This window comes from Pseudomonas sp. PME37.24/006, from assembly GCF_055556635.1.
This window is the reverse complement of the sequence record NZ_JBVHNL010000003.1, coordinates 558,604-585,015: the sequence shown is the minus strand read 5'-3', so window position 1 is coordinate 585,015 and position 26,412 is coordinate 558,604. Positions and strand designations below refer to the sequence as shown.

Annotated in this window: 27 protein-coding genes and 1 pseudogene; 13 read left to right on the top strand and 15 right to left on the bottom strand. The window is 60.6% G+C overall.

From position 1 onward, the window contains the following. Window positions 1-171: 171 nt before the first annotated feature. The 3 genes from relA to ACZ3GY_RS13785 all read left to right on the top strand — a co-directional run bounded on the left by relA (window position 172) and on the right by ACZ3GY_RS13785 (window position 3,924). Window positions 172-2,418: a GTP diphosphokinase gene (gene relA / locus ACZ3GY_RS13795; protein ID WP_463565678.1), complete on the top strand. Its 2,247-nt coding sequence runs from the start codon at window positions 172-174 to the stop codon at window positions 2,416-2,418. 59 nt (window positions 2,419-2,477) lie between these two features. After that, the gene (mazG, locus tag ACZ3GY_RS13790; protein WP_465910542.1) at window positions 2,478-3,305 is read left to right on the top strand and encodes a nucleoside triphosphate pyrophosphohydrolase; all 828 of its coding nucleotides are present in this window, start codon (window positions 2,478-2,480) and stop codon (window positions 3,303-3,305) included. Window positions 3,306-3,384: 79 nt separating this feature from the next. After that, on the top strand, window positions 3,385-3,924 hold the full coding sequence (locus ACZ3GY_RS13785; protein WP_463565676.1) for a DUF2058 domain-containing protein: 540 nt from the start codon (window positions 3,385-3,387) through the stop codon (window positions 3,922-3,924). A gap of 60 nt (window positions 3,925-3,984) precedes the next feature. On the opposite strand, the gene ACZ3GY_RS13780 is transcribed toward ACZ3GY_RS13785, so the two are convergent. From ACZ3GY_RS13780 to purM, 4 genes are all read right to left on the bottom strand, one after another. Further along, window positions 3,985-4,167, bottom strand: coding sequence for a hypothetical protein (locus tag ACZ3GY_RS13780; RefSeq protein ID WP_463565675.1), 183 nt, complete (start codon window positions 4,165-4,167; stop codon window positions 3,985-3,987). Between the two features lie 222 nt (window positions 4,168-4,389). Beyond that, on the bottom strand, window positions 4,390-5,106 hold the full coding sequence (locus ACZ3GY_RS13775; protein WP_465910540.1) for a DUF3108 domain-containing protein: 717 nt from the start codon (window positions 5,104-5,106) through the stop codon (window positions 4,390-4,392). Beyond that, window positions 5,091-5,765: a phosphoribosylglycinamide formyltransferase gene (purN, locus tag ACZ3GY_RS13770; protein WP_465910537.1), complete on the bottom strand. Its 675-nt coding sequence runs from the start codon at window positions 5,763-5,765 to the stop codon at window positions 5,091-5,093. Before purN ends, ACZ3GY_RS13775 begins: the two co-directional genes overlap by 16 nt. Further along, window positions 5,765-6,823: a phosphoribosylformylglycinamidine cyclo-ligase gene (purM, locus tag ACZ3GY_RS13765; RefSeq protein WP_465910535.1), complete on the bottom strand. Its 1,059-nt coding sequence runs from the start codon at window positions 6,821-6,823 to the stop codon at window positions 5,765-5,767. Before purM ends, purN begins: the two co-directional genes overlap by 1 nt. Window positions 6,824-7,127: 304 nt before the next feature. On the opposite strand from purM, the gene ACZ3GY_RS13760 reads away from it, so the two are divergent. The 3 genes from ACZ3GY_RS13760 to hda all read left to right on the top strand — a co-directional run bounded on the left by ACZ3GY_RS13760 (window position 7,128) and on the right by hda (window position 10,286). Next, entirely contained in the window at window positions 7,128-8,210 is a 1,083-nt protein-coding gene (locus tag ACZ3GY_RS13760; protein ID WP_465910534.1) for a DUF2066 domain-containing protein, read from the top strand. A 115-nt stretch (window positions 8,211-8,325) separates the two neighbouring features. After that, window positions 8,326-9,396: an AI-2E family transporter gene (locus ACZ3GY_RS13755; protein WP_465910533.1), complete on the top strand. Its 1,071-nt coding sequence runs from the start codon at window positions 8,326-8,328 to the stop codon at window positions 9,394-9,396. A gap of 185 nt (window positions 9,397-9,581) precedes the next feature. Continuing rightward, window positions 9,582-10,286 carry a DnaA regulatory inactivator Hda gene (gene hda, locus ACZ3GY_RS13750; protein WP_179538730.1) on the top strand — a complete coding sequence of 235 codons (705 nt, stop codon included), beginning with the start codon at window positions 9,582-9,584 and terminating at the stop codon, window positions 10,284-10,286. Between the two features lie 133 nt (window positions 10,287-10,419). On the opposite strand, the gene ACZ3GY_RS13745 is transcribed toward hda, so the two are convergent. The 3 genes from ACZ3GY_RS13745 to arsC are packed head-to-tail and all read right to left on the bottom strand — an operon-like array spanning window position 10,420 to window position 11,778. Further along, the gene (locus ACZ3GY_RS13745) at window positions 10,420-10,830 is read right to left on the bottom strand and encodes a DUF2069 domain-containing protein (protein ID WP_465910532.1); all 411 of its coding nucleotides are present in this window, start codon (window positions 10,828-10,830) and stop codon (window positions 10,420-10,422) included. Then, window positions 10,814-11,428 carry an NAD(P)H:quinone oxidoreductase gene (wrbA, locus tag ACZ3GY_RS13740; protein WP_465910530.1) on the bottom strand — a complete coding sequence of 205 codons (615 nt, stop codon included), beginning with the start codon at window positions 11,426-11,428 and terminating at the stop codon, window positions 10,814-10,816. The genes ACZ3GY_RS13745 and wrbA overlap by 17 nt, the downstream gene beginning before the upstream one ends. Next, window positions 11,425-11,778, bottom strand: a complete 354-nt coding sequence (gene arsC / locus ACZ3GY_RS13735) for an arsenate reductase (glutaredoxin) (protein WP_465910529.1) — start codon at window positions 11,776-11,778, stop codon at window positions 11,425-11,427. The genes wrbA and arsC overlap by 4 nt, the downstream gene beginning before the upstream one ends. A 281-nt stretch (window positions 11,779-12,059) precedes the next feature. Here arsC and ACZ3GY_RS13730 point away from each other — a divergent pair, with 281 nt between their 5' ends. After that, complete coding sequence (locus tag ACZ3GY_RS13730) at window positions 12,060-13,289, top strand: YihY family inner membrane protein (protein WP_465910527.1); 1,230 nt, start codon at window positions 12,060-12,062, stop codon at window positions 13,287-13,289. Window positions 13,290-13,643: 354 nt separating this feature from the next. Here the strand turns inward: ACZ3GY_RS13730 and ACZ3GY_RS13725 are convergent, their stop codons facing one another. Then, window positions 13,644-14,042 carry a hypothetical protein gene (locus ACZ3GY_RS13725; protein ID WP_465910525.1) on the bottom strand — a complete coding sequence of 133 codons (399 nt, stop codon included), beginning with the start codon at window positions 14,040-14,042 and terminating at the stop codon, window positions 13,644-13,646. A 103-nt stretch (window positions 14,043-14,145) separates the two neighbouring features. Further along, a complete protein-coding gene (locus ACZ3GY_RS13720; RefSeq protein ID WP_465910524.1) occupies window positions 14,146-15,543 on the bottom strand; it encodes a PilZ domain-containing protein in 1,398 nt (465 codons plus the stop codon). A gap of 30 nt (window positions 15,544-15,573) precedes the next feature. Here ACZ3GY_RS13720 and ACZ3GY_RS13715 point away from each other — a divergent pair, with 30 nt between their 5' ends. Then, the gene (locus ACZ3GY_RS13715; RefSeq protein ID WP_463565662.1) at window positions 15,574-16,053 is read left to right on the top strand and encodes a TlpA disulfide reductase family protein; all 480 of its coding nucleotides are present in this window, start codon (window positions 15,574-15,576) and stop codon (window positions 16,051-16,053) included. A 4-nt stretch (window positions 16,054-16,057) separates the two neighbouring features. Next, entirely contained in the window at window positions 16,058-16,333 is a 276-nt protein-coding gene (locus tag ACZ3GY_RS13710) for an acylphosphatase (protein WP_465910522.1), read from the top strand. 61 nt (window positions 16,334-16,394) lie between these two features. Here the strand turns inward: ACZ3GY_RS13710 and ACZ3GY_RS13705 are convergent, their stop codons facing one another. The 3 genes from ACZ3GY_RS13705 to ACZ3GY_RS13695 all read right to left on the bottom strand — a co-directional run bounded on the left by ACZ3GY_RS13705 (window position 16,395) and on the right by ACZ3GY_RS13695 (window position 20,644). Next, window positions 16,395-17,348 (bottom strand): hypothetical protein, encoded by a 954-nt coding sequence (locus ACZ3GY_RS13705; RefSeq protein WP_465910521.1) that lies wholly within the window; start codon window positions 17,346-17,348, stop codon window positions 16,395-16,397. A gap of 17 nt (window positions 17,349-17,365) precedes the next feature. Then, window positions 17,366-19,081 (bottom strand): proline--tRNA ligase, encoded by a 1,716-nt coding sequence (locus ACZ3GY_RS13700; protein ID WP_465910519.1) that lies wholly within the window; start codon window positions 19,079-19,081, stop codon window positions 17,366-17,368. Between the two features lie 297 nt (window positions 19,082-19,378). After that, on the bottom strand, window positions 19,379-20,644 hold the full coding sequence (locus ACZ3GY_RS13695; RefSeq protein WP_465910518.1) for an OprD family outer membrane porin: 1,266 nt from the start codon (window positions 20,642-20,644) through the stop codon (window positions 19,379-19,381). Between the two features lie 669 nt (window positions 20,645-21,313). Between ACZ3GY_RS13695 and ACZ3GY_RS13690 the strand changes: the two genes are divergently transcribed. Together ACZ3GY_RS13690 and ACZ3GY_RS13685 are read left to right on the top strand one after the other, a co-directional pair. Next, window positions 21,314-21,739 carry an HIT family protein gene (locus ACZ3GY_RS13690; RefSeq protein ID WP_463565657.1) on the top strand — a complete coding sequence of 142 codons (426 nt, stop codon included), beginning with the start codon at window positions 21,314-21,316 and terminating at the stop codon, window positions 21,737-21,739. Then, window positions 21,740-21,946 (top strand): SlyX family protein, encoded by a 207-nt coding sequence (locus ACZ3GY_RS13685; protein ID WP_463565656.1) that lies wholly within the window; start codon window positions 21,740-21,742, stop codon window positions 21,944-21,946. Window positions 21,947-22,006: 60 nt separating this feature from the next. Here ACZ3GY_RS13685 and ACZ3GY_RS13680 read toward each other — a convergent pair whose 3' ends face one another. The 3 genes and pseudogenes from ACZ3GY_RS13680 to ACZ3GY_RS13670 form a co-directional block, all read right to left on the bottom strand. Then, complete coding sequence (locus tag ACZ3GY_RS13680; RefSeq protein ID WP_165496028.1) at window positions 22,007-22,231, bottom strand: cold-shock protein; 225 nt, start codon at window positions 22,229-22,231, stop codon at window positions 22,007-22,009. A gap of 57 nt (window positions 22,232-22,288) precedes the next feature. Continuing rightward, window positions 22,289-22,609, bottom strand: a pseudogene (locus tag ACZ3GY_RS13675) (cold shock domain-containing protein membrane protein); the annotation flags it as partial. A 262-nt stretch (window positions 22,610-22,871) separates the two neighbouring features. After that, on the bottom strand, window positions 22,872-23,342 hold the full coding sequence (locus ACZ3GY_RS13670) for a Dps family protein (RefSeq protein WP_463565655.1): 471 nt from the start codon (window positions 23,340-23,342) through the stop codon (window positions 22,872-22,874). Between the two features lie 307 nt (window positions 23,343-23,649). Between ACZ3GY_RS13670 and aspS the strand changes: the two genes are divergently transcribed. After that, window positions 23,650-25,425 (top strand): aspartate--tRNA ligase, encoded by a 1,776-nt coding sequence (aspS, locus tag ACZ3GY_RS13665; RefSeq protein WP_225833988.1) that lies wholly within the window; start codon window positions 23,650-23,652, stop codon window positions 25,423-25,425. Between the two features lie 74 nt (window positions 25,426-25,499). After that, window positions 25,500-26,249: a YebC/PmpR family DNA-binding transcriptional regulator gene (locus tag ACZ3GY_RS13660; RefSeq protein WP_042551871.1), complete on the top strand. Its 750-nt coding sequence runs from the start codon at window positions 25,500-25,502 to the stop codon at window positions 26,247-26,249. Window positions 26,250-26,412 lie beyond the last annotated feature (163 nt).

The following is a 26,412-nucleotide window of genomic DNA, read 5'->3' as shown; positions in this document are numbered from 1 at the left end:
TGTGCATCGTCTCAGCGGCTGGCTCGCCAGCTTTTGAGCAGGTTTCAGGATGTAGATAGATAATAAGTGCAATGGCGTAAAGGGATTGCGCCGATGTGGTCAAACCGACCGGCTCGCAGAAGCCTGGCGACATTTAGCGGGGTACGCCCCGCGGTAGGGAAGGTAAGTAAGATGGTTCAGGTTAGAGCGCACCAGCCCACCAACGATGATGGCAGTATCAATCTCGAGGCTTGGCTGGAGCACGTCACAAGTGTCGATCCGGCACTTGATCGCGATGCCCTGCGTGACGCCTGCGAGTTCGCTCGAGCAGCTGAGCAGCAGGCCAATGCGGCGCAGAACCTGTGGACTGAAGGTGCCTCCAGTTTCAGTGCCGGGCTGGAGATCGCTGAGATCCTCGCCGACCTCAAGCTCGATCAGGATTCCCTGGTCGCAGGCGTCATTTATCGCGGCGTACGCGAAGGCAAGATTCCCCTGGCTGATGTTCGTCAGCGTTTTGGTCTGGTCGTCGGCAAGCTGATCGAAGGCGTGCTGCGTATGGCCGCCATCAGCGCCAGCCTCAATCCACGCGGCGAGTCTCTGGTGCTGGGGTCTCAGGCCCAGGTCGACAACCTGCGCAAAATGCTGGTGGCGATGGTCGATGACGTGCGTGTCGCCCTGATCAAACTGGCCGAGCGAACCTGCGCGATTCGCGCGGTGAAGGACACCGACGAAGACCGCCGCCAGCGCGTCGCCCGTGAAGTCTTCGATATCTATGCACCGCTTGCCCACCGCCTGGGTATCGGCCATATCAAGTGGGAGCTGGAGGATCTGTCCTTCCGCTACCTCGAGCCCGAGCAGTACAAGCAGATCGCCAACCTTTTGCACGAGCGTCGGCTGGATCGTGAGCACTACATCAACGAAGTGATGGAGCAACTGCGCGAGGAATTGGAAGCCACTGGCATCCAGGCCGACATCAGCGGCCGGGCGAAACATATCTATTCGATCTGGCGCAAGATGCAGCGCAAAGGCCTGCAGTTCAGCCAGATCTATGACGTGCGCGCAGTACGCGTGCTGGTGCCAGCCGTACGTGACTGCTACACCGCGCTGGGGATCGTGCACACCCTATGGCGGCATATTCCCAAGGAGTTCGACGACTACATCGCCAACCCCAAGGAGAACGGCTACCGCTCCCTGCATACTGCGGTGCTTGGCCCCGAGGGCAAGGTACTGGAAGTGCAGATCCGTACCTCCAACATGCACGAAGAGGCCGAACTCGGCGTCTGCGCCCATTGGCGTTACAAGGGCACCGACGTCAAGTCCGGTTCCAGTCATTACGAGGAGAAGATTTCCTGGCTGCGTCAGGTGCTCGAATGGCATGAGGAACTGGGTGATATCGGCGGTTTGGCCGAGCAGTTGCGTGTCGATATCGAGCCGGATCGGGTGTACGTATTCACTCCCGACGGCCATGCCATCGACCTGCCCAAGGGCTCTACGCCGTTGGACTTCGCCTACCGGGTGCATACCGAGATTGGCCACAACTGCCGCGGGGCCAAGATCAATGGCCGTATCGTGCCGCTTACCTACAGCCTGCAGACCGGCGAGCAGGTAGAGATCATCACCAGTAAGCAGGGCACGCCGAGTCGTGACTGGCTGAACTCCAACCTGGGGTACATCACCACCTCGCGAGCGCGGGCGAAGATCGTTCACTGGTTCAAGTTGCAAGACCGCGACCAGAACGTCGCGGCCGGCAAAACGATGCTCGAGCGCGAGCTGGCGCGGGTTGCATTGCCGACGGTGGACTTCGAGAAGCTCGCCGAGAAAGCCAATCTGCGCACCGCCGAAGACATGTTCGCCTCCCTGGGTGCTGGCGACTTGCGCCTGGCTCAGTTGGTCAACCTGGCGCAGCAACTGGTCGAGCCGGAGCGTGGCCATGAGCAGCTCGAGCTGATTCCACGCAAGGCCCAGGGCTTCAAACCGGGCAAGCGCGGTGATATCCAGATCCAGGGTGTCGGCAACCTGATGACGCAGATGGCTGGTTGCTGCCAGCCGCTGCCGGGCGACCCCATCGTTGGCTACATCACGCTGGGTCGCGGTGTCAGCATCCACCGTCAGGATTGTGCCGCTGTCTTGCAGCTTGGTGGGCGTGAGCCGGAGCGGATCATCCAGGTCAGCTGGGGGCCGGTGCCGGTACAGACCTACCCGGTGGACATCATCATTCGCGCCTACGACCGTTCCGGTCTGCTGCGTGACGTGACCCAGATGCTGCTGAACGAGAAGCTCAACGTGCTGGCGGTCAACACCCGCTCCAACAAGGAAGACAACACCGCGTCGATGTCGCTGACTGTTGAAATTCCCGGGCTGGATGCGCTGGGTCGTCTGCTCGGCCGTCTGTCTCAGTTACCCAACATTATCGAGGCGCGTCGCCACCGAGCGCCTTGAGCCGCTAGACAGGGTGATGCGCATCTGCGCCTCACCCTCTGCACCGACTGGAAGGTTCCATGTACCAACTTACTGACCTGCTCAACCTGATGGCCCGCCTGCGCGACCCGCAGCACGGTTGCCCCTGGGATCTGCGCCAGTCCTACGCCAGCATCGTGCCGCACACCCTCGAAGAAGCCTATGAAGTAGCGGACGCCATCGAGCGTGAAGCCTTTGCCGAACTGCCCGGCGAGCTCGGCGACCTGTTGTTTCAGGTGGTTTACTACAGCCAGCTGGCCAGGGAAGAAGGGCGCTTCGAGTTCGCCGACGTGGTCGATGGCATCACCCGCAAGCTGGTTCGTCGTCATCCCCATGTGTTTCCCGATGGCGACCTGTACGGCCCTGTGGATCAGCCGCGGCTTAGCGAGGCCGAGGTCAAGCAGCGCTGGGAGACCATCAAGGCCGAAGAGCGTGCCGAGCGTTCAGCGGCACCCCAGCAACTGTCATTGCTCGATGACGTGCCTAATGTATTGCCAGCCCTGAGCCGAGCCAAGAAGCTGCAAGGCCGTGCCGCCCGCGTCGGCTTCGATTGGCCCGATGCGCTGCCGGTGCTCGACAAGGTGCGCGAAGAGCTGGATGAAGTGCTTGAGGCGATCAGTGAAAATGATCCCGAAGCCATCGCCGAGGAAATCGGTGATCTGCTGTTCAGTGCCACCAATCTGGCGCGACACCTGAAGGTCGATCCGGAATCGGCGCTGCGGGCAGCCAACGGAAAATTCGAGCGGCGCTTCCGTTTTATCGAGCAGGCATTGCGCGAAGCAGGGCGCCCCATCGAGAATTGCACGCTGGATGAGCTCGATGCCCTGTGGGGCGAGGCCAAGAAAAACGAGAAGCTGCGAGGCTGCTGACTCAGGGCGGCACAGCCACCTTGATAGAAATCCGATGGGCGTGTCCCATCTCATTAAATTGTCTGCGGATAGGAAGGTTATGGCGATTTCATTACGTGACCAGTTGCTCAAGGCCGGGTTGGTCAACGAGAAGCAGGTCAAGCAAGCCAGCAAGCAACAGCACAAGCAGCAACGAATGGTGAAGAAGGGGCAGGCCGAGGAGGACAAGTCCGGTCAACTGGCCGCCCAGCAGGCCAAGGTCGAGAAGGCTGCCCGTGACCAAGAGCTCAACCGTCAGCAGCAGGAAAAGGCTGAGCAGAAAGCCCGTGCTGCGCAGATCAAGCAGTTGATCGAGATTTCCCGGTTGCCCAAGCTGACCACCGAGGATTACTACAACTTCGTCGACGACAAGAAGGTCAAGCGCCTGTCGGTCAATACGCTGATGCGCGACAAGCTGAGCCGTGGCTCCCTGGCTATCGTCCGTCATGGCGGTGGCTATGAAGTGATTCCCCGTGAGGCGGCGCTGAAGATCCAGGAGCGCGACCCGCAGCGCATCCTATTGCTCAACACGCCAACCGAAGCGCCAGACGAGGATGATCCGTACGCCGCGTATCAGGTGCCTGACGACCTGATGTGGTGAGTGCCTGACAGTGAAAAATTGAAAAGCCCGCGATCTGCGGGCTTTTTGTTGCGATTCCGATCAGTGCGAGTGGGCGACTTCGGATGACTTCAGTTCCGCCTGGTAGGCGACTGCCTCTTCTTCAGAGGGGAATATGCCGACCAACTGGTCGTTCTGGTGGACGTCCCAGATGCGTTTGCCTTCGGCCTGGGCTTCATGAGACATGTGGTGTTCGTCACGCTCGGTCACTACTACTACGCTCATTATTCTTTCTCCAGTTTTGCCGGATAGATGCGGCGCAAAGCCTTTACGGTCGCGCTTAGGCTGCTAAGCAACGACACGATTACGACTGTAGTAATTAGTTACAAGTTCCGCAAGCGCTTCGTTTGCGGATTTGCCGTGGCGCTGCAACAGCACAGTCTGTCCGCGTATTGCAGGCACAAAAAAACCGGGACATGCCCGGTTTTTCTTTGCTGCGGCTTGAGGTCAGTCGCGACGACCTTCGACCGTTTTGCCGTCGACCGTGCCCGACTTGAGCATGATCTGGTATTCCTTGCCGTCCTTCTCCACCTGATGCAGACGTACCAGCAGGTAGTCCCAGTCCTTGGCGAACCAGAGGATGGTCTTGCGGCTGCTCTGCGTCGGGTCACGCACGCGTTCGACCTTGATCGCATCGATCAGGCCGGCGCTGGTACGCACCACTTCTTCGCCAAGCACACGGAAGTCGTAGGTTTCGATTTCGTCACCGTCGACCACCTGATAGCTCATGCTCTTCTCGCCAGCGGCAACGTCATGCTGCAGGACGAGCTGGTAGGTGGACTTGTCCTGCATGCCGCGATTGAGCGGAAAACGCACTGGGTCGCCACGATCGCTGCCGATCACCTGTTTTTGCGACCAGTCGAAATCGAACTCGACATCCTTGCTCTTGCCCAGACCGCTGCGTTCGAACTTGTAGCTCTGCGGCAGGAAGGCATCGTCCTCGACCGTGAAGGTGCTCTGCTCGGTCAGGCCGGCGACCAGCATGGAGGCCTTGAAGACCAGCTGCCAGCGTCCATCGTCTAGTTTCTGCAGGCTGCGTTCGGCCGAACCGCTGACCGGTACCTGTTTCCAGTCGGCGGTATAGCTGGCGGAGAAGGGCTTGGGCTCTTCGGCGAGGGCAGGCAGGCTGAACAACGCCAGGGCTAACATTAGGGCGCGGCGCATGGAGTCTCCTTGCTGTTGATGAGGTAGCCGGTGTCCGGCAATGCATTGCCGTCGAGCAGCGGGCCCGACTCGCCGAGGCGCAGACGGCCTTCGGCGAACCAGCGTACGGCGAGCGGATAGATCTGGTGCTCTTGCACGTGAACCCGCTGCGCCAGGCTGGCGGCAGTGTCTTGCGACTGTACCGGGATTACTGCTTGTACGACCAGAGGGCCACCATCGAGTTCCTCCGTCACGAAGTGCACGCTGCAGCCATGCTCGGCGTCTCCAGCCTCCAGAGCGCGTCGATGGGTGTGCAAGCCTTTGTGACGAGGCAGCAGCGATGGGTGAATGTTCAGCAGGCGCCCGTGGTAGTGGCGCACGAACCCGGGGGTGAGGATGCGCATGAAGCCCGCCAGCACCACCAGTTGTGGTGCGAAGTCATCGATGGCCTGCATCAGCGCCTGATCGAAGGCATCGCGCCCGTCGTATTCGCCATGCTCGAGAACGCGGGTGGCGATGCCCGCGTCCCGCGCTCGCTGCAGGCCGAAGGCATCACTGCGATTGGCGATCACCGCGGCGACGCGCGCCGGGTTTTCGCCCTGGTCGATGCCGTCGATCAGCGCCTGAAGATTGCTACCGGTGCCGGACAGCAGCACCACCACGTTGCAGGGTCGCGGCATCAGTGGCTTTTCAGGTTGTTCAGCACGACGCGCTCTGCGCCTTCGGCGGCAGCGGCGATCTGACCGATGACCCAGGGCTGCTCACCAGCGGCGCGCAGGGTCTGCAGGGCGACTTCGACCTGCTCCTGGGCTACGCAGATGACCATGCCCACGCCACAGTTCAGCACGCGGTGCATTTCGTGCTCGTCGACGTTGCCTTTTTCCTGAAGGAAGTCGAACACCACCGGGCGCTGCCAACTGGCTACATCGACCACGGCTTGGGCGTTGTCTGGCAGTACGCGCGGGATGTTGTCGAGCAGGCCGCCGCCGGTGATGTGGGCCATGGCCTTGACTGCGCCGGTGTCCTTGATCAGCTTGAGCAGCGGTTTGACGTAGATGCGCGTCGGCGCCATCAGCAGGTCGGCCAGCGGCTTGCCGTCGAGCTCGGTCTTCTCGATATCGGTGCCGGATACTTCGAGGATCTTGCGGATCAGCGAGTAGCCGTTGGAGTGCGGGCCGGAGGAGGGCAGCGCGATCAGTGCGTCGCCGGTGGCGACTTTGGAGCCGTCGATGATTTCGGCTTTTTCCACGACGCCGACGCAGAAACCGGCCAGGTCGTAGTCTTCGCCTTCGTACATGCCTGGCATCTCAGCGGTTTCGCCACCCACCAGCGAGCAGCCAGCTAGTTCGCAGCCAGCGCCGATACCGGTGACCACGGTGGCCGCTACGTCGACGTTGAGCTTGCCGGTGGCGTAGTAGTCGAGGAAGAACAGTGGCTCGGCACCACAGACCACCAGGTCGTTCACGCACATGGCGACCAGGTCCTGGCCGATGCTGTCGTGCTTGTTCAGGTTCAGGGCCAGGCGCAGCTTGGTGCCCACGCCGTCGGTGCCGGAAACCAGTACGGGTTGCTTGTAGCCGGCCGGGATCTCGCACAGGGCGCCGAAGCCACCCAGGCCACCCATGACTTCAGGACGGGCGGTGCGCTTGGCCACGCCTTTGATGCGTTCGACCAGGGCTTCACCCGCGTCGATATCTACACCTGCGTCCTTGTAGCTGATGGAGGGTTGCTTGCTCATAGATCCAGGCCTTTGGAAGGGGAAAAGTCGGAATAGCACCGGCCCCTCGGGGCCGTTCTGCGAAGGCGCGCGATTTTATCAGGCTTGCCCGGCAGCGGCCAGCCACAGCGCCGGGCGGAGGCTGATCGATGTGTCCTGCGAGGGTTGAAAATGAAACCCACGCTCTGGGTGCAGGTCACAAACGGACACGGCACCAGCGCCTCACGTGGCAACGCGGCTTGCGATGCGATGGCAACAGCCCCTAAGGTATAACGCCTCGGCTTCTGCCGTGCGCCGCCTTCTTTCCGTCGAGAGTCCCAATTTCATGCGCCCGACCTTCCGCCCGCTGCTTCTCTGCCTGTCGCTCTTCAGCCTGCCGACCCTGGCGGCTACGGTCAGTGACCTCTATCAGGTGAAGGAGCCGGTGGCCAGCCAGCAACCCGAGGAGCGTGATGCTGCCTTGCAGCGCGCCGTGGAGACGCTGGTGCTGCGCCTGACCGGCAAGCCGGAGGCGGCCAAGGGCAATGCGCTGGCGGAGCTGCGCAAGGATCCTCAGCAGATTGTCAGTCAGTATGGTTACGAAGGTGATCATCTGGTGGTCGATTTCGATGCCGTCTCCACGGATCGCTCGCTGCGCCAGGCAGGGCTGCCGCTGTGGGGCGTCAATCGCCCGGCCATCCTGGCCTGGTGGCTGAACGATACGGCTAATGGTTCGAACATGGTCGGCGATGGTCAGGCCAGTGCCGAACCTCTGCGACTGGCTGCGCAACACCGCGGTTTGCCGTTGCGCCTGCCGCTGGCGGATCTCAGCGAGCAATTGCTGGCTACCGACGAAAACCTCGGCGCCAAAGATCCTGCTCCTCTGCGCTCGGCTTCGGAGCGCTACGGTGCCGATGCGTTGCTGGCGGTTCGTGCCAGCGAGGCCGATGGCAAGTGGCAGGCCAGTTGGCAGCTGTGGCTGGGCGAAGAGCGCGAGCAGGGCAAGGCCGAAGGTGCCGATCAGGCCGCTCTTGCCGATGCCGTGCTGCTGGCGGTGAGCGAGCGCCTGGCACCGCGCTTTGTCGTTGCGCCGGGTGCAAGCACTACTCAGACTGTAGAAATCATCGGTGCCGATCTGTCGCGTTACGCCGAGCTGCAGCGCGTGCTCGAACCCTTCGGTGCGCAGTTGCAGTCGGTGCAGGGCGATCACCTGACCTACAAGGTCAGCGCAAGCGTCGAGCAACTGCGCACCCAGCTGGCGTTGCTGCAGTTGCATGAGGTGTCCGCCGCCGAGCTGGCTGCTGAGGCATCCGCCGAAGCCGAGGCGCCAGAGCCTGTGGATGCGGGCCAGGTGCCTGTCGAACCTCAGGCAACACCTCCCGCGCCCGCCATCGTGCCACGTGACGATGTCCTGCGCTTTCGCTGGTAGACTGCCAGCAATATAAACCGAACCGTTTCACTGTCGATTGCTCCGGGCTGCTGTCGCTTGCCCCGGGTGCAGTCGAGTGCGCCATGACCCGTCACTTCCCCTTTGAGGATTGAGCATGCCCCTTTCGTCTCGCTGGCTATGGATAGCTGCATTGCTGGTGCTGGGTGGCTTCCTGTACGTACTGCATCCGATCCTTTCGCCCTTTCTGATTGGCATCCTGATCGCCTACCTCGGCGATCCGCTGGTGGATCGTCTCGAGCGTCTGAAGCTGTCGCGCACCTGGGGCGTGATCGTGGTGTTCACGCTGTTCACGTTGCTGATAGCGCTGGCGATGCTGGTGCTCATCCCGATGCTCGGCAAGCAGCTGTCGCGCCTCTACGAACTGCTCCCGCAGATGCTCGACTGGGCGCAGAACCAGGCGTTGCCGTGGGTTCAGGTCAAGCTGGGGCTCAACGAGGGCTTCTGGCGTTTCGATCAACTCAAGGCGGCGATCTCCGGCCATCTGGGGCAGACCACCGATATCGCCGGCCTGATTCTTTCCCAGGTGACGGCTTCGAGCTTGGCGCTGATGGCATGGGCCGCCAACCTGCTGTTGATTCCGGTGGTCAGCTTCTACCTGATGCGTGATTGGGATCTGCTGGTCGCCAAGCTGCGCAGCCTGGTGCCGCGCGACAATGAAGGCGTTGTGGTGAAGCTGTTTGCTGAGTGCCATGAGGTGCTCGGCGCCTTCCTGCGTGGGCAGTTGTTGGTGATGCTCGCGCTGGGGGTGATGTATTCGGTCGGCCTGATGGCCATCGGGCTGGAGTTGGGTCTTTTGATCGGTCTGCTGGCCGGCTTGGCGAGCATCGTGCCTTACCTCGGTGTGGTGGTCGGGATCGGTTCGGCGCTGATTGCCGGTCTGTTCCAGTTCGGCGGCGATCCCTACCCGTTGCTCGCCATTGCCGGTGTATTCGTCGTGGGGCAGATGCTCGAGGGCATGCTGCTGACGCCGCTGCTGGTCGGTGATCGCATCGGCCTGCATCCGGTGGCGGTGATTTTCGCCATCATGGCAGGCGGCCAGTTGTTCGGCTTCACCGGCATTCTGCTGGCTTTACCGGTGGCGGCGGTGATCATGGTGCTGCTGCGCCATGTACACGATCTGTACAAGCAATCCGACGCTTACAGCGGAGAGAAGCCCGGCGTCTGAAGTTCTCGGCATTGCCGCTGCCAGGTACCGGCGTTTTACTGGAAACCTGGCGCGGTACCGCTTTGGTTGCCTAAACCCTTGTATTGCCTTGGAAAGTAGGTCAATGACAGGGCGCGTTCAAGGGTATAAACTTTGCCACCTTTATCCAGAGCCACGATCTGGCTCCGACGAGCCTTCCCCCCAGCATGAAACCGATTCAGTTGCCCTTGGGTGTGCGTCTGCGTGACGACGCCACCTTCGCCAATTACTACCCGGGCGCCAATGCAGCAGCCCTGGGGTATGTCGAGCGCCTGTGCGAAGCGGATGCTGGCTGGACGGAGAGCCTTATTTATCTGTGGGGCGGTGAGGGAGTCGGTCGCAGCCATCTGTTGCAGGCCGCCTGCCTGCGCTTCGAGCAGCTCGGTGAGCGTGCTGTTTACCTGCCGCTGGCCGAGGTGGTGCAGTACGGTCCGGAGATTCTCGACAATCTCGAGCAGTTCGAGCTGGTTTGTCTGGACGACCTTGAAGCAGCCTCCGGTCAACGCATCTGGGAAGAGGCGCTGTTCCATCTGTTCAACCGCCTGCGCGACAGCGGCCGGCGCTTGCTGCTGGCAGCGAATGCTTCGCCTCGTGAGTTGCCGATCAAACTCCCCGACCTGAAATCACGTCTGACCTTGGCACTGGTGTTCCAGCTGCAGTCGCTGTCCGATGAAGACAAGCTGCGCGCGCTGCAATTGCGCGCCTCGCGACGCGGGCTGCATATGAGCGACGACGTGGGGCGCTTCATCCTCACCCGTGGCGAGCGCAGCATGAGCGCCTTGTTCGAACTGCTCGAACGTCTCGATCAGGCCTCGTTGCAGGCCCAGCGCAAGCTGACCATTCCCTTCCTGAAAGAAACCCTGGGCTGGTAGTCGGCGTTGGGGCTCTGGCCCGTTTGCCGCAGGCATTCAGCCCAATCCGCAGCGTGATGACCATTCGCCGGCGAGCCGGCTCCTACGGATCTTCATCGGCCACGGTCATGCAGGAGCCCGCTTGCGGGCGATCCTATTCCCCGGCAGCGCCGATGCGCTGGTACTGCGCGCACCAGCGGGTGTAGAAAAGCGCGCTGGTGAACAGGCTCAGGCTGAGGATGATTTCCAGCCACCCGAACAGTTGCTTGGACGGGTCGAAGGCAGCGAGCACGCCCTGGATGAAGTACAGGTTGACCACGAAGCAGGCCCAGGAATGCGTCCGCGGATGGCCGCCGATGATGCCCGGTGCAAGCAACAGCAATGGCAGCATCTGGAAGGCCAGCACCGCCCACAATAGTGAGCTGGGCACCGCTGCGTAGCCCAGGTTCCAGATCAGCAGCAGCGCCGCCAGGCCCATAAAACTGGTCAGGCTCAGGTAGCGGCACAAGCGCAGGCGTGGCAGCAGCCAGTCGACGCTGGGAAGCGGCTTAGCGGCTCTGCCCACGGTCATTTCCCAGTGTGGCAGCGATGCTCGCCAGGCGTTGGCCCAAGGCGCGGCACAGGGTGATTTCGTGCTCGTCCAGGGCGCGTTTGCCATCGGCACCTGCGTGATGACTGGCGCCATAGGGCGTGCCGCCGCCGCGGGTCTCGACCAGTGCCGACTCACTGTAGGGCAGGCCGGTGATCAGCATGCCGTGGTGCAACAGCGGCAGCAGCATCGACAGCAGCGTACTCTCCTGACCGCCATGCAGGCTGGCGGTGGAGGTGAATACGCCAGCGGGCTTGCCGACCAGGCTGCCGGTCAGCCACATGTTGCTGGTGCCGTCGAGGAAGTACTTCAGCGGCGCGGCCATGTTGCCGAAGCGGGTTGGGCTACCCAGGGCCAGGCCTGAGCAGTTTTTCAGGTCATCGAGAGTGGCGTAGGGCGCGCCCTCGGCCGGAATCGTATCGCTGACCGCCTCGCACTCGGCAGACACTGCCGGTACGGTGCGCAGGCGTGCTTCGAGACCCTGCATCTCGATGCCGCGAGCGATGTGGCGGGCCATCTCGGCAGTGGCGCCATGGCGGCTGTAATACAGCACGAGGATGTAGTCATTGCTCATGGCAGCAGATCCAGTACGTTCTCGGGAGGGCGACCGATCACTGCGCGGTCGCCAGCGATCAGGATCGGGCGTTCGATCAGGCGCGGGTGAGCGGCCATGGCCTCGATCAGTTGCGCTTCGCTGAGCGTTTCGTCCGCCAGATTCAGCTCGCGGTACTCGTCTTCGCCTGTACGCAGCAGTTGTCGCGCAGGGATGCCTAGCTTGGTCAGCAGGTCGCGCAACTGCGTGGCGCTCGGCGGCGTCTCCAGATACAGCAAAACCGTTGGCTGCACGCCGCGCTCTTCGAGCAGTTGCAGGGCGCCGCGAGATTTGGAACAGCGCGGGTTGTGGTAGAGCGTCAGATCGGTCATGAGGTGGTCGCTTCTGGCGGCAGGTGGACGCTATTCTAACCGCGTAGGCGCCCTGCGCTGAACTGGGTGCGTCAATAGATACGAACCTAAGTGCGCGCCCAGCGTCTGTTATGCGTCGACTGCATTGCCTTGGCGTGAGCCTAGCTCGCTTCCAGGGGCTTTTGCTTCAACGGCACCTGGCCTTTTCGATTCACAGGCGCAGCGCACTGACGCCGCCCTGCGAAACGTGATGTCTGTATGACGGTAGTTCGCGAGATATGGATCGGTTCTGAGAGGTAGGTATGCAGCAACGTTTGCGCGACGGGTGGGAGTTCGTGCGATTTCTCTGGCATCGGTTTTTCGAAAACCGTGGTGCCGACAATGCGGCGGCACTGACCTACACCACGCTGTTTGCCGTGGTGCCGATGATGACGGTCACCTTTGCCATGCTGTCCGCGGTTCCCGCTTTTCAGGGCAGCGGTGAGCAGATCCAGGCATTCATCTTCCACAACTTTGTGCCGTCAGCGGGTGAAGCACTGCAGGAGTACCTGAGTGATTTCACCACGCAGGCGCGTCAACTGACCTGGATCGGCGTCGCGGTATTGGCGGTGACGGCGTTCTGGATGCTGGTGACCATCGAGCGCACCTTCAACACCATCTGGCGGGTTCGGCAGCCGCGTCGGGGTATTTCGACCTTTCTGCTGTATTGGGCGATTCTCAGCCTTGGGCCGATGCTGCTCGGCGCCGGGTTTGCCGTCAGCACCTATATTGCCTCGCTTTCGCTGCTCAGCGGGCCAGATGCTGTAGTGGGTGCCAAGACACTGCTGCGTTTCACCCCGTTGTTGTTCAGCGTTGCGGCTTTCACACTGCTCTACGCCGCTGTACCCAACGCCCGTGTGCCGCTGCGACATGCGTTCTGGGGTGGGCTCTTCACCGCAATACTGCTGGAGCTTGCCAAGGCGCTTTTCGGTATCTACGTGCGCCTGTTTCCAGGTTACCAATTGATCTACGGGGCGTTCGCCACGGTGCCGCTGTTTCTGTTGTGGATCTACATGTCCTGGCTGATCGTGCTGGTCGGCGCCGAGCTGGTGTGCAATTTGGGCGTGTCCCGCCATTGGCGCAAGCAGGCGATGCCCCGCGTGCTGGTGCTGTTGGGAATTCTGCGGGTTTTCCAGTCGCGGCAGCGAACGGGGCTGAAGGTGCGTCACCGCGATGTGCAGCGGCAGGGCTGGTTATTGCCGGGGCATGAATGGGAGGAGGTGTTGAGCTTTCTCGAGAGTCAGCGTCTGGTTGCCTGTACCGGGGGAGACAGCTGGATGCTCAGCCGCGACCTTGATCATTATTCGTTGCAGCAGTTGCTGGAGCGTAGTCCTTGGCCGCTACCGCACTTCAATCAGTTACCGGCAGAGCTGGACGAGCCCTGGTATCCCGCATTGCGCCAAGCTTTGCAGCTCCTTCATGAGGAGCAGACGCTGCTGTTCGGTGACAGTCTGGCGCACTGGCTCGAAGGGGATGGGAGTGACAAAAAATGACAGATTGCGCGCCAGTTGAGTGCTCGGCTGGGCAAGGATGCTGTTGCGACGCTCGATGAAGCATGGTTATTTCGACGTTTAACTGGCGTCAGTACAATGGCATGATTCTGGCTAAGTGCCATACTCAATAGGTTTTCGATATCCGAGTCGGGGAATGCATGCCATGAGTAACGCTACAGGGAAGGTTGTCATGCTCCATTCACGTGATAGCAAGGCCGCGCTGGAAAGCCTGAATCGCATCACCGGGCTCACATTCAGCCGCTGGCCCGAGTCTCTCGTTTACATCGCGCAAATGGGCACGCCACCAGGCGCATTTTCGAGCCCCCTTGAGTCAGGCGCTGATGCACCCGCCAGTCAGGCGTTCGCCTGATTTCCTTGCGTTTGCGCGATCACTGGCTCGACGGCTTGTACGAATAGCTCTTCCACCTTCACCTCGATTCGCGGCAGCGCCGTACGCAGGCGAATCTGCATGTCCTCGATGCGCTGCGAAACGGGTAGGCGCGCTATGCCTGACAGAAGGATTCTGTCCTGGGCGCCCACTTTGGCGTGATCCAGATTCACCGAACGCAGTTGGCCAGCGTCGCGGTAGCTGACCTGCAGGGATACCAGGCTGTTGGCTTGACCTGGTAGATGCAGCCAGGCGGCGATGTTGAATTCGGCCACGCGGCCATCGTAAGCGGTGAGCTGCAGGTGCGCGCCCTCGATGAGGTGTCCGGGTACCTGGCCGATCAGCGTGTCGTGAGCGTTGGGCATGGGGCTTTCCCTGGCTGCTAAGGACGTCAGCGGGAAATTATAAAGAGCCCACCTGTTCCAAGACTGTGCGCCAGGCCGGCCTTCGGTGTGACCTGCCTCTCATTTATGGCAGTTCGAGAGGGTGGCGGCTAACCGTGGCGCTGGCCAGGTTGCAGGGAGGCAGTTGCAGTCGGTTCTGGCTGACCGCGTTGGGTAGCTGCAGCCAGAGATTCTCTTCGTCGGCGAATTGATCGCGCGGCACCCACAGGCCGTGGTGCCAGCCGTTGCGGGGCTTTGGTGTGCTTTGCAGGATGCCGAGATGGGACTGGCTGCTTGGGGTGCGCCTGAGCCAGGTCGGTTGCGCCAGGCCCTTCAGGTAGCGCAGGCCGAGATGCAGGCCTTCGGCATTCAGATGCCGCCAGCAGACCAGCGCGAGAACGTCGCTGTCGGCGATCAGCAGCACCAACTGGCCGATGGGCAGTGTGCCCGACGCCTTGGCCGAGCACAGCAGGCGTGCGCCGCCTGGGCCGATATCGAGAATCTGCCCAGGCGTGCACTGCGGGCGTTGTTCGAGCAACTGGGCATGAATGGCCGGTACGCCAATCGCCAGTCGACAATCGCTTTGCTGCGGTGTGCGCAAGTGCCGGCGTTGATTGTTGCCTTGCCAGTGCTGCTGCACCCGCTCGAGCAACTCGCGTTCTGCGGCGCTCTGCAGTGGTGCCGGTTCGCTCAGCGCTACTAGTAGGGCGCCCAGTTCCAGGCGCCGCAATGTGTCGGAGCCTGCTTCCGGTCGTTGCAGATAGGTGAGGCAGGGTTGAGCCAGCGTCAGGTCGATCAGCGCGCCTTCGGACTTGTCCTCTGCATCCCATGGCAGCAGTCTGGCGGTCGCTGCCAGCGGTGCCAGGGCAGTGAACAGCCGCTCGCTTTCTTCTGGATGCAGATGCGGCGGGTTGCTGAGAGCCAGTAACAGTGTCTGCTGGTAAAGGCCGCGTAGCGTGTCGGCGGGCGTTGGCAGAAACGCTGCTGCCACGGGCTCGTCGAGGCAGTCCTGCTGTTCGCCTAGCCAGTACAACAAGTGGCTATCGCGCCAAAGCTCGGGTGCGGGCTCACGATACTGTTGATAATGGCGCAGAAGCGTCTGTGCAATGAAGTGCTGAGCCATATACAGGCACCAGGCCAGATGCGGGCGCGATGGCTTGTGCCCCTGAAATATCTGCAGCAGCAGGCGCTTGAAGCCAATGGCCAGTTCACTGCACAACATGCGCAGTGACGCTGAGGCTATCGCGTGGCCAACTGCGTTGTAATGGCGATATTCATCGCTGAAATTTTGCAGCGTACGTTGTCTTTCGAGTAAGGTCATTGCACTGCGGTTGAGGCGCGCAAGCAGAGCCAGCGTCTCCTGCAATCCTGCTTCTACAGCCTGCTTGCGCGCTGCGCAGAGGCGCTCGGCCAGTTCGGTTTGGGTGATCGAATTGGTCTGCGGCGCGTCGGGCACGTCGAGCTGCGAGGCATCCAGTGTCATAGCAACCCTACCGGTATGAGGACCGTTTCCATGGTAAAGCGACTCCAGTCAGTCATTCGGATCATGATGGTGCTCGCCGCCGGGTTGGCGTTGGCGGGATGCGGGGATGACTTCGGTGTCGACCAGCATGGGCGAAAGGTAGCGGTTGAGCGTCTCGAAGGCCAGTGGCTGGTTATCAATTATTGGGCTGAATGGTGCGGCCCCTGTCGTTCCGAGATCCCCGAGTTGAATGCGTTGACCCCGGAGCTGGAGAAACAGTCGATAGGTGTGTTTGGCGTGAACTTTGATGGTTTACAGGGTGATGAGCTCGCCCGTGCTGCCGAGGCGTTAGGCATCGAGTTCACCGTACTGGCCAAGGATCCCGCCGAGCATTATGGATTGCCGCCCAGCGATGCGCTGCCGGTGACCTACATCGTCGACGACAAGGGCAAGGTGCGCGAGCGGTTGCTTGGCGAACAGAATGCCGAAGGCCTCAAGGCGCGCCTGAGCGCGTTGCGGCAGGAGGGATGATGCGTTGGGCGGTCTGAGTCTGCACGGCCATGTGACGGGGCGCGTTCAGGGCGTTGGCTTTCGCCAGAGTACTGCTGCAGAGGCCTTGCGACTGGGGCTGTCTGGTTGGGTACGCAACCTGAGCGATGGCCGGGTGGAAGTGTCTTTTGAAGGTGACTTGGCTGCGGTACGGGCATTGGCGAGCTGGCTGGAGAGCGGAACGCCGCAGGCGAGGGTGGCCGAGCTCGAGCTGCAGGAGCAGCCCTGGCAAGGGCACGCGGAGTTCGGCGTACGGTGGTGAGGTCTGCAGCCCGTCGACGCTAGTGCGCAGGCCGAAGAGCTGCTGCACGGTGTGACAGGCTCTAGTCTTCGCCGGGATCGGCGACCAGGCGGCCTGCGTTATCGGTGAGCGATTTGAGAAACTCCGCCTGTAATTCCGGATCGTTGCGGGTCAGCTCGATAAGGCTCTGCTCGAGTTCGCTGGCCTCTTCTTCAAGTCCTAGTTCAGACAAGCGCTTGACGCGATGCACCCACTGTTCGACTTCCGCGCCTTCCAGGTCGTCATAGACCAGGTCATGGGCCTCACGTAGCTTGCCGCGCAGTGTGCGGCTGACTAGCAGGGTGGCCTCTGCGCTGGTGGAGTCCTGATCGTCCGTCACCGTCAATAGCAGTGTGCCGATACGGGCGATATCCTGATCGGCGAAGGGGGCGTCGAGCAGGTTCAGCCGCAATACGCCGTTACGGTCGGTCAGCAGTTCGTGGGTTTGCTCGTCGGCTTTGATCATTACCGGCCGCTCTGCCCACGGCAGGCTGGAGTATTCGGTACGGGTTTCCTGGCGCCTTTCGTCGATTCCGGCCAGGTTCTGTTGCGAGCGGCCGTTGGACTCTACGTTCATGACCGGGTTGATGCCCGCCACGCCGTAGCTGATCCAGTCCTTGGTCGCCGTATCCGGCAGGCGGCCGAGGGCCACCACGTTAAGGACATTGGCGCCAACGCCGCCGACGATAGCCACCGCACCTAGCGGAACTTCGTAGATCTCGCGCCAGGGCTGATAGGGCGTGTAGCGATCATAGTGGCGTGTGACCTCGAAAGGCGTCACTTCGAAGACCTTCTGCTCGTGCACCCGCACACGACGCTGCGGCAGCTCCAGAACCTGAGGCTGGCCGACGTCGATCTGTAGGCTGTGGCTCAACAGTTTGCGCTCGATGCGCTCCTCGTGCTCACTGCGCTGTGGCAAATGATTGGCACAGCCGGTGAGGAACAAGGCGCCACAGGTAGTGGCGCCGACGAGGCGTAAGGTGCTTCGCTTGAACATGACGGCTCTTTGGCGGGTCAGCGGCGGATACGGTTCTGAATGAACGACAGGACATCGGCAACGGCAACCGGCTGAGCCTCGGTTTCTACGCGGCTCTTGTATTCCAGATTGCCTTCGGCGAGGCCGCGGTCGCTGACCACGATGCGATGCGGGATGCCGATCAATTCCATGTCCGCGAATTTGATGCCCGGACTGGTCTTTTTGTCACGGTCGTCGAGCAATACGTCAAAGCCGGCAGCGGTCAGCTCCGCATACAGCTTGTCGGTCGCCTCGCGTACCGCATCGGTCTCGTAGCGCAGCGGTACCAGAGCGATCTGGAAGGGCGCCAGGGTGTCGTTCCAGATGATGCCGCGTTCGTCGGAGTTCTGTTCGATGGCTGCTGCCACCACACGGGAAACACCGATGCCGTAGCAGCCCATGCTCAGGGTGACCGGCTTGCCGTTTTCACCCAGTACCTGGCAGTTCATCGACTCGCTGTATTTGGTGCCCAGTTGGAAGATGTGCCCGACTTCGATGCCGCGCTTGATTTCCAGGGTGCCGTGGCCGTCCGGGCTCGGATCGCCAGCGACCACATTGCGCAGGTCGGCGATGGTCGGCACGGGCAGGTCGCGCTCCCAGTTAACGCCGAAATAGTGCTTGTCGTCGATGTTGGCGCCGATGGCGAAATCGCTCATCAGCTCCACCGAGCGGTCGATGATGATCGGCAGCGGCAGGTTCAGCGGGCCCAGGGAGCCAGCGCCGGCGCCGATGGCCGCGCGCAGCTCTGCATCCGAGGCCATTACCAGCGGGCTGGCAACGCCCGGCTGGTTGCCGGCCTTGATCTCGTTCAGCTCGTGGTCGCCACGGATGATCAGCGCGATCAGCTTGCCTTCTTCTTCGGCATGCACGATCAGCGTCTTGATGGTGCGCTCGATGGGCAGATCGAAACCATCCACCAGTTGTTGGATGGTCTTGGCGTTCGGAGTATCGACAAGACGCAGTTCTTCAGTAGCTGCCGGGCGAGCGGTCTCGCGAGGAATTGCTTCGGCCTTTTCGATGTTGGCGGCGTAGTCGGAGACATTGCTGAACACGATGTCATCTTCGCCGGAGTCAGCCAGCACATGGAACTCGTGGGAGCCAGCGCCACCGATCGAACCGTTGTCGGCTACCACCGGGCGGAAGTTCAGGCCCAGGCGGGTGAAGATATTGCAGTAGGCCTGATGCATGCGGTCATAGGTCTGCTGCAGGGAAGCCTGATCAGCGTGGAAGGAGTAGGCGTCCTTCATGATGAATTCACGGCCACGCATCAAACCGAAGCGCGGGCGGATTTCATCGCGGAATTTGGTCTGGATCTGGTACATGTTCAACGGCAGCTGCTTGTAGCTGTTCAGCTCGTTGCGGGCCAGGTCGGTAATGACCTCTTCGTGGGTCGGGCCAACGCAGAACTCGCGGTCATGGCGATCCTTCACTCGCAGCAGTTCCGGGCCATACTGCACCCAGCGGCCGGACTCCTGCCACAGTTCGGCAGGCTGAATGGCGGGCATCAACACTTCCAGAGCGCCGGCAGCGTCCATCTCTTCACGCACGATCTTCTCTACCTTGCGCAGGGTGCGCAGACCCATTGGCAGCCAGGTATAGAGACCAGAGGCGAGCTTGCGGATCATCCCGGCGCGCAGCATCAACTGGTGGCTGATGACGACAGCATCGGAAGGCGTTTCTTTGAGGGTCGAAAGCAGGAACTGACTGGTACGCATGATGGGCCGTTCTGTCGGTTGCAAAGGGGATTTTTATGGCTCGGCATTGTACGGCGACAGCTCTGTGGCGTACAGGACGCAGAGTATCGGGGGGATGGCAACGAGGGTGCGCGCGCCAAAGTGGGGCGCTGGTTTTGAATTGATAGTCCGTATTGGTGCGTCTGTGGCTGCCCGGAATCGATCATTGGCCGGTTCAATGTGCTTGGTCGTGGCTGATTTGCCTTGAGGGTTTCTTGCAGTCAATAAAAAACCCGGCCGAAGCCGGGTTTTCTGAACTGTTATCAGGCTTGCGCGAGATTACAGAACGCTGAGCGGGTAGTTCACGTAGAAGCGGACTTCGTTGGTGTCGGTGCCCACTTCAGAGTTGCCGCGCAGAACCGAGCTACGCAGACGGAAGGACAGATCCTTGGCCGCGCCGCTTTGAACGGTATAACGCACTTGGTTGAAGAGCTCGTGCTCTTTGCCATCGGTGGCGGAAATTGCGCCGTCGTCATCACGCGAGGTGATGTTGTCTGCCCAGATATAAGCGGTTTTGAAGCTCAGGCCTGGAACGCCATAGGTGGCGAAGTCCAGCTCGTAGCTTGCCTGCCAGGAGCGCTCGTCTTCCTGGTTGAAGTCAGACAGGAAGCTGTTGGCTACGAAGATTGCGCCGCCGCCATCACCAAAGCCATAGTCGAAGCCTTGGCTGCCGGTGTTACGCTGGTGAGCCAGGATGAAGGAGTGAGCGCCTACGCTGTAAGTAGTCGCCAGGCTCCAGATGGTGTTGTCGCCACCATTGCCGAACTGGGAGTCGTAGTCGCTCTTGTAAACGTTGAAATCGAAGCCAAGGGACTGCTCTTCGGTCAGCGCCAGGCTGTAGTTCACGTTCGCGTAGTGACGCTTATAGGCGTCTTCCAGATCGCTGTGGTAGTAAGCGACGCTGAGATCATCGCTTACAGCGTAAGAACCGCCATATACGTTGATGGACTTCAGAATGCCATCTTCATAGCTATCGCGGCCCGACTGGTTCATCGCATTTTGTGCGGTGAAACGACCAACGTTCAGCTCGAGACCTTCGATCTCGGTGCTGGTGATCATGGTGCCTTCGAAGGTTTCCGGCAGCAGACGACCGTCATCGTAAGCCAGAACCGGCAGAGCAGGCAGTTGCGAGCCATAGGTCACTACGGTGTTGGAGAAACGAGCCTTGACCGCAGCGTTAGCGATGCTCAGGTCTTTACCGTCGTTCTCTGGGAACATGCCAACACCACGACGGCCGCCACCGGTGTCGAGCTGCCACAGGGCGCCAGCGTAAGCGTTAACACCAAAACCTACAGTGCCTTGGGTAAAGCCGGACTCGAACAGAGCACGAGCGCTGGCGCCCCACTCTTCAGAGTAACCCTTGCCTTCGGAGCCGCGAGAAGCACCATTACGGGCATCACGGTTGTAGTACATGCTGCGCGCAAGGAGCGACAGGCTGCTGTCTTCGACGAAACCCTTGGATTCGGACTGATCCGAAGCCACTGCCATTTGAGAGGTACCCGCGGCTACTGCCAGGGCGATTACGCTCCACTTCATCACTCGCATCGTGATTTGCTCCTTTGGTTTAGAAGAGTACTTCCGCTGCTCAATTGGTTGTTATGGAGAGCAGCTCTATTTCTTTTTGTGTCGGATGGAACTTATAGCACGGCGCTTTGTATGGCGATAGTTTCAATCTATCCATTGGTCGCGCGCTACAGCTCCTCACAGAGCGGGTAGAGCGTGCCGCAATTTACAGATTTCCCCGCGTGCATGACCTACCGACTATTTCTCAGCTCTTGATCAGGGCGCGGCTACGTTACCACGTTGCCCTGAAGAAGCGCGTTGCAAGCCATAAAGCAAGACTCGTGCTCAAAATGCCAAAGCTGCAAATTAATTAGGTATCAGGGCCGTGAAAGGGCAGCTTCACCAATCAAAAATACAAATACCCGACCTAAATTTCTCATTTTTGCCTTGGTTGATAGGTTGCTTATTAATAGGCTCAAATCTTTGTCTTTGCTTATTTGATAATGATTTTTAATTGAGCGTCCGGGAACTTCTTTGATGTTTACTTTGGGAAACAATATGGTGCGCGCAAAAACTGTTCGTAGCATTTGTGCGGCTTTTTGGTGCGCTATCGGCAGGGTTAAATTTCCAGGGCATGCCCGGTATGCTGGATGCCTAATTCGGTCGCCTTCATACTTTCGGCGGCTACCTCAATCGTTGAGTGGTGAGTTGATGTTCGTTCTGGATCCCCGTCTGCAGCAGGACACCTTTGTGCTGGGCGAATTTCCCCTGAGTCGGTTGTTGCTCAGCAACGATGCACGCTATCCATGGTTCATCCTGGTTCCGCGCCGTGAGGACGTCAGTGAGGTCTTCCAGCTCAATGCAGAAGATCAGCGCGCGTTGTGGGCGGAAACCGCTCTGCTGGCCGAAGTGTTGAAGGATGCGTTCCAGGCGGACAAGATCAATATTGCCACGTTGGGCAACGTGGTCAGCCAGCTGCATATGCATGTGATCGTGCGTTATCGCGCCGACGATGCCTGGCCCGCTCCCGTGTGGGGGCGCCACCCGGCAAAGCCTTATGAGCAAGAGCAGGTGTCCGCCCTGCGCGACAGGCTGCAGTCGGTCATGCCGGCACAGTTTCGATTCGGAGACGTATAAGTGAAGGTACTCGAAGATCGCATCGTCGAGCTGGAGAGCCGTCAGGCCTTCCAGGACGACACCATCCAGGCGCTCAACGATGCGCTGGTGGAGCAGCAGAAGCTCATTGAACGGCTGCAACTGCATATGCAGGCGCTTGCCAAGCGGCAGGACGAGGTCAGCCCTTTCGGCGCGTCTCAGGATGAAGCGCCGCCGCCTCATTATTGAGTGCCTGCTCTCGAAACGAAAAAACCCGCATTGCTGCGGGTTTTTTGTTGTGCCGGTGACTTAGCGTCTGGTCGGCAGCGCGGCGATCACGTCTTCGGCCTGCAGGCCTTTGTCGCGTTGCATCACGGAAAACTCCACGCGCTGGCCTTCTACCAGAACGCGGTGGCCCTCACCGCGGATGGCGCGAAAGTGCACGAAGATATCTTCGCCGACATCGCGGGAGATAAAGCCAAAGCCCTTGGAGGTGTTGAACCACTTGACCGTACCGGTTTCGCGATCACCCAGATCCTGCGCTACCGATGCCTTATGCCGCTCAAAACGCAGGTTGGTGGCCAGGTGCAGAGCAACGGCGATGGCGATGGTCAGCAAGCTGAACAATAGGGCGGGTTGTTCGGCGATCAAAGGCAGTGGGGCGAGCAGAATCAGCGCTTGCAGCAGCGTGCCTAGAATCAACAGGGCGCACACCAGATTTTGTAGCTGTTGGCGCAGGCTGTTGTGCCAGATGGGGAATTGAGTGGCCAGCAGTAGATTGAGAAAGCCAAAAAGAGCCAGGCACAGGGCGTCTGGATTCTGTAGGAACGGCTGGGCTTGATCACCCAGGCTAGGTGTAGTGGACAGCAGCAGGGCGGATAGCCCGACTAGAAGGTGGACGATTTTCAACATGTTCAACGCACTCACTTAATAAAGGAACACCAGGAAGAGCTGGCTCCACGCGATTTGCCGTGACGTAAGGGCGATGGAATAAACGAGAGGGCCAGCCTATGCGTCTTCCCAAGGCTGGGCTGACGGCACGGGGCGTATTTAACAGCAAAGGAAGGGGCTTCTCAAATCAGCGGCGCTGATAGCGTGCTGTTACTGCCGGGGAAATAGATGTGCAGGCATCAGAACGATGGCCGCCAGAGTGGTGACCATCGTCAGAGCCGAATCAGGAAGCCAGCAGGCTGCGCAGCATCCATGCGGTTTTTTCGTGAACCTGCATGCGTTGGGTCAGCAGGTCTGCGGTCGGCTCGTCACTGACTTTGTCCAGCAGCGGGAAGATGCCGCGGGCGGTACGCACGACCGCTTCCTGGCCCTGCACCAGCAGCTTGATCATTTCTTCGGCGTTGGGCACGCCTTCTTCTTCCTTGATCGACGACAGGCGAGCGTAAGCCGCATAGGTGCCTGGAGCCGGGAAGCCCAGTGCGCGAATGCGCTCGGCGATCTGATCGACGGCCAGTGCCAGTTCGGTGTACTGCCCTTCGAACATCAGGTGCAGGGTGTTGAACATTGGCCCGGTGACGTTCCAGTGAAAATTGTGGGTTTTCAGATACAGGGTGTAGGTGTCGGCCAGCAGACGCGACAGGCCTTCGGCGATGGATGCGCGATCCTGTTCGGCGATTCCGATGTTGATTTCCATGGATTTTTCTCCTGATTTGATGAGGGAGGGCGTGCTGCCCAGGCAATGGACAGAGCCTATCACGGTGGTTAAAGGACGCGATGTGCTTTGTATCAATGGCAGCCATTGCGCAAAACTATGTGTGGCAGTGTCAGTCACTTGCTCGGCTGCGCCGACCTGCTTAACCATATATAATCGGCTGCTTTGCTGCAGCGACAGACCGTCTGGCTTGTCCGCGCCAATCCACGCAATGCGTATTGCTGGATCGGACGAAAGACGCCGGCTCGCGGTTCAATGAATTTCAGACTCAAGAGAAGCGATTATCCCCATGATGCGCAGCCACTATTGCGGCCAGTTGAACGAAAGCCTGGAAGGCCAGGAAATCACCCTCTGCGGATGGGTTCACCGTCGCCGTGACCACGGTGGTGTGATCTTCCTCGATATCCGTGACCGCGAAGGCCTGGCTCAGGTGGTGTTCGACCCGGATCGCGCCGACACCTTCGCCAAGGCTGACCGTGTGCGCAGCGAATACGTGGTCAAGATCACCGGCAAGGTACGCCTGCGTCCGGCTGGTGCGGTCAACGCCAATATGGCCTCGGGCGCTATCGAAGTGCTCGGCTATGAGCTGGAAGTGCTGAACGAAGCGGAAACCCCGCCGTTCCCGCTCAACGAATACTCCGATGTCGGTGAAGAAACCCGCCTGCGCTATCGTTTCATCGACCTGCGTCGCCCGGAAATGGCCGAGAAGCTCAAGCTGCGCTCGCGCATCACCAGCAGCATCCGTCGCTACCTGGACGAGAACGGCTTCCTCGACGTGGAAACGCCGATCCTCACCCGCGCCACGCCGGAAGGCGCCCGCGACTATTTGGTGCCGAGCCGTACCCACGCTGGCAGCTTCTTCGCATTGCCGCAGTCGCCGCAGCTGTTCAAGCAGTTGCTGATGGTCGCCGGCTTCGACCGCTACTACCAGATCGCCAAGTGCTTCCGCGATGAAGACCTGCGTGCCGACCGCCAGCCGGAATTCACCCAGATCGACATCGAGACCAGCTTCCTCGACGAAGCCGACATCATGCATCTCACCGAGACCATGATCCGCAACCTGTTCAAGGAAGTGCTGGACGTCGAGTTCGCCGAGCTGCCGCACATGACCCTGGCCGAAGCCATGCGTCGTTTCGGTTCCGACAAGCCCGACCTGCGCATCCCGATGGAGCTGGTCGATGTTGCCGATCAGCTCAAAGATGTCGACTTCAAGGTCTTCTCCGGCCCGGCCAACGATCCGAAAGGCCGCGTTGCCGCGCTGCGCGTACCGGGCGGGGCGAGCATGCCGCGCAAGCAGATCGACGACTACACCAAGTTCGTCGGCAACTATGGCGCCCGTGGCCTGGCCTACATCAAGGTCAACGAGCGCGCCAAGGGCGTTGAAGGCTTGCAGTCGCCGATCGTCAAGAACATCGCCGAGCCAAACCTTAACACCATCCTCGATCGCGTCGGTGCGGTTGACGGTGACATCGTGTTCTTCGGCGCCGACCGCGCCAAGGTGGTCAACGATGCTCTGGGCGCGCTGCGCATCAAGCTCGGCCATGACCTGAACCTGCTGACTGCCGAGTGGGCGCCACTGTGGGTCGTCGACTTCCCGATGTTCGAAGAGAACGACGACGGCAGCCTGACCGCCATGCACCACCCGTTCACCTCGCCGAAGTGCTCGGCCGAAGAGCTGGAGGCTAACCCGGCCGCAGCGCTGTCCCGTGCCTACGACCTGGTGCTCAACGGTACCGAGCTGGGTGGCGGTTCGATCCGTATCCACGACAAGGGTATGCAGCAGACCGTGTTCCGCGTGCTGGGCATCAGCGAAGACGAGCAGCAGGAGAAGTTCGGCTTCCTGCTCGACGCCCTCAAGTACGGTGCACCGCCCCATGGTGGTCTGGCCTTCGGCCTCGACCGTCTGGTGATGCTGATGACCGGTGCCAGCTCGATTCGCGAAGTCATCGCCTTCCCGAAAACCCAGAGCGCTGCCTGCGTCATGACTCAGGCGCCGGGTGTGGTAGACGGCAAATCGCTGCGTGAGCTGCACATTCGCCTTCGCGAGCAACCCAAGGCGGAGTAAGCGCCAAACGGTATGCCGAGCCCAGGGAAACCTGGGCTCGTTCATTGTGAAATCTGAAAAAACTGGAGTGGAATATGGCCGGTCATTCCAAATGGGCCAACATCAAGCACCGCAAGGGGCGCCAGGACGCCAAGCGCGGCAAGATCTTCACCAAGCTCATTCGTGAGCTGACCGTCGCCGCCAAGCATGGCGGGCCCATCCCGGCGGACAACCCGCGCCTACGCCTGGCCGTCGACAAAGCGTTGACCAACAACATGTCCCGCGACGTGATCGACCGTGCCATCGCCCGCGGTGCCGGCAACAACGAAGCCGACAACGTCGTCGAGTTCAGCTACGAAGGTTATGCGCCGAGTGGTGTGGCGATCATCGTCGAAGTGATGACCGACAACCGCAACCGCACCGCTGCCGAAGTGCGCCACGCGTTCACCAAGTGTGGCGGCAACCTGGGCACCGATGGCTCGGTGGCTTACATGTTCGAACGCAGAGGGCAGATCGGCTTCGCTTCGGGTGTCGACGAAGATGCGCTGATGGAAGCTGCGCTGGAAGCCGGTGCCGATGACGTGGAGATGGGCGATGACGGCGCTGCGCTGGTCTCGACCAGTTTCACCGAGTTCCACGCGGTGAACGAAGCGCTGAACGCCGCCGGTTTCAAGGGTGAAGAGGCGGATATCGCCATGATCCCGTCGATCAGCGCGCCGATCACCGATCTGGAAACCGCGCAGAAGGTATTCAAGCTGATCGATATGCTCGAAGATCTGGACGACGTGCAGAACGTCTACCACAACGCCGAAGTCTCCGACGAGATCATGGAGCAGCTCGGCTGATTCCACGGCGTTGTTGAAAGCCGGAAGTCGCCATTGGCGCTTCCGGCTTTTTTATAGCCGGTCGCTTCCCGAGCCACTTTCATGGTGAAAAGCGGGCCTGTGGACGCTTATGACCGACAGGCTGTGGGTTCTGTGGATGACGGCGGGCTATCGGCGACCCTAT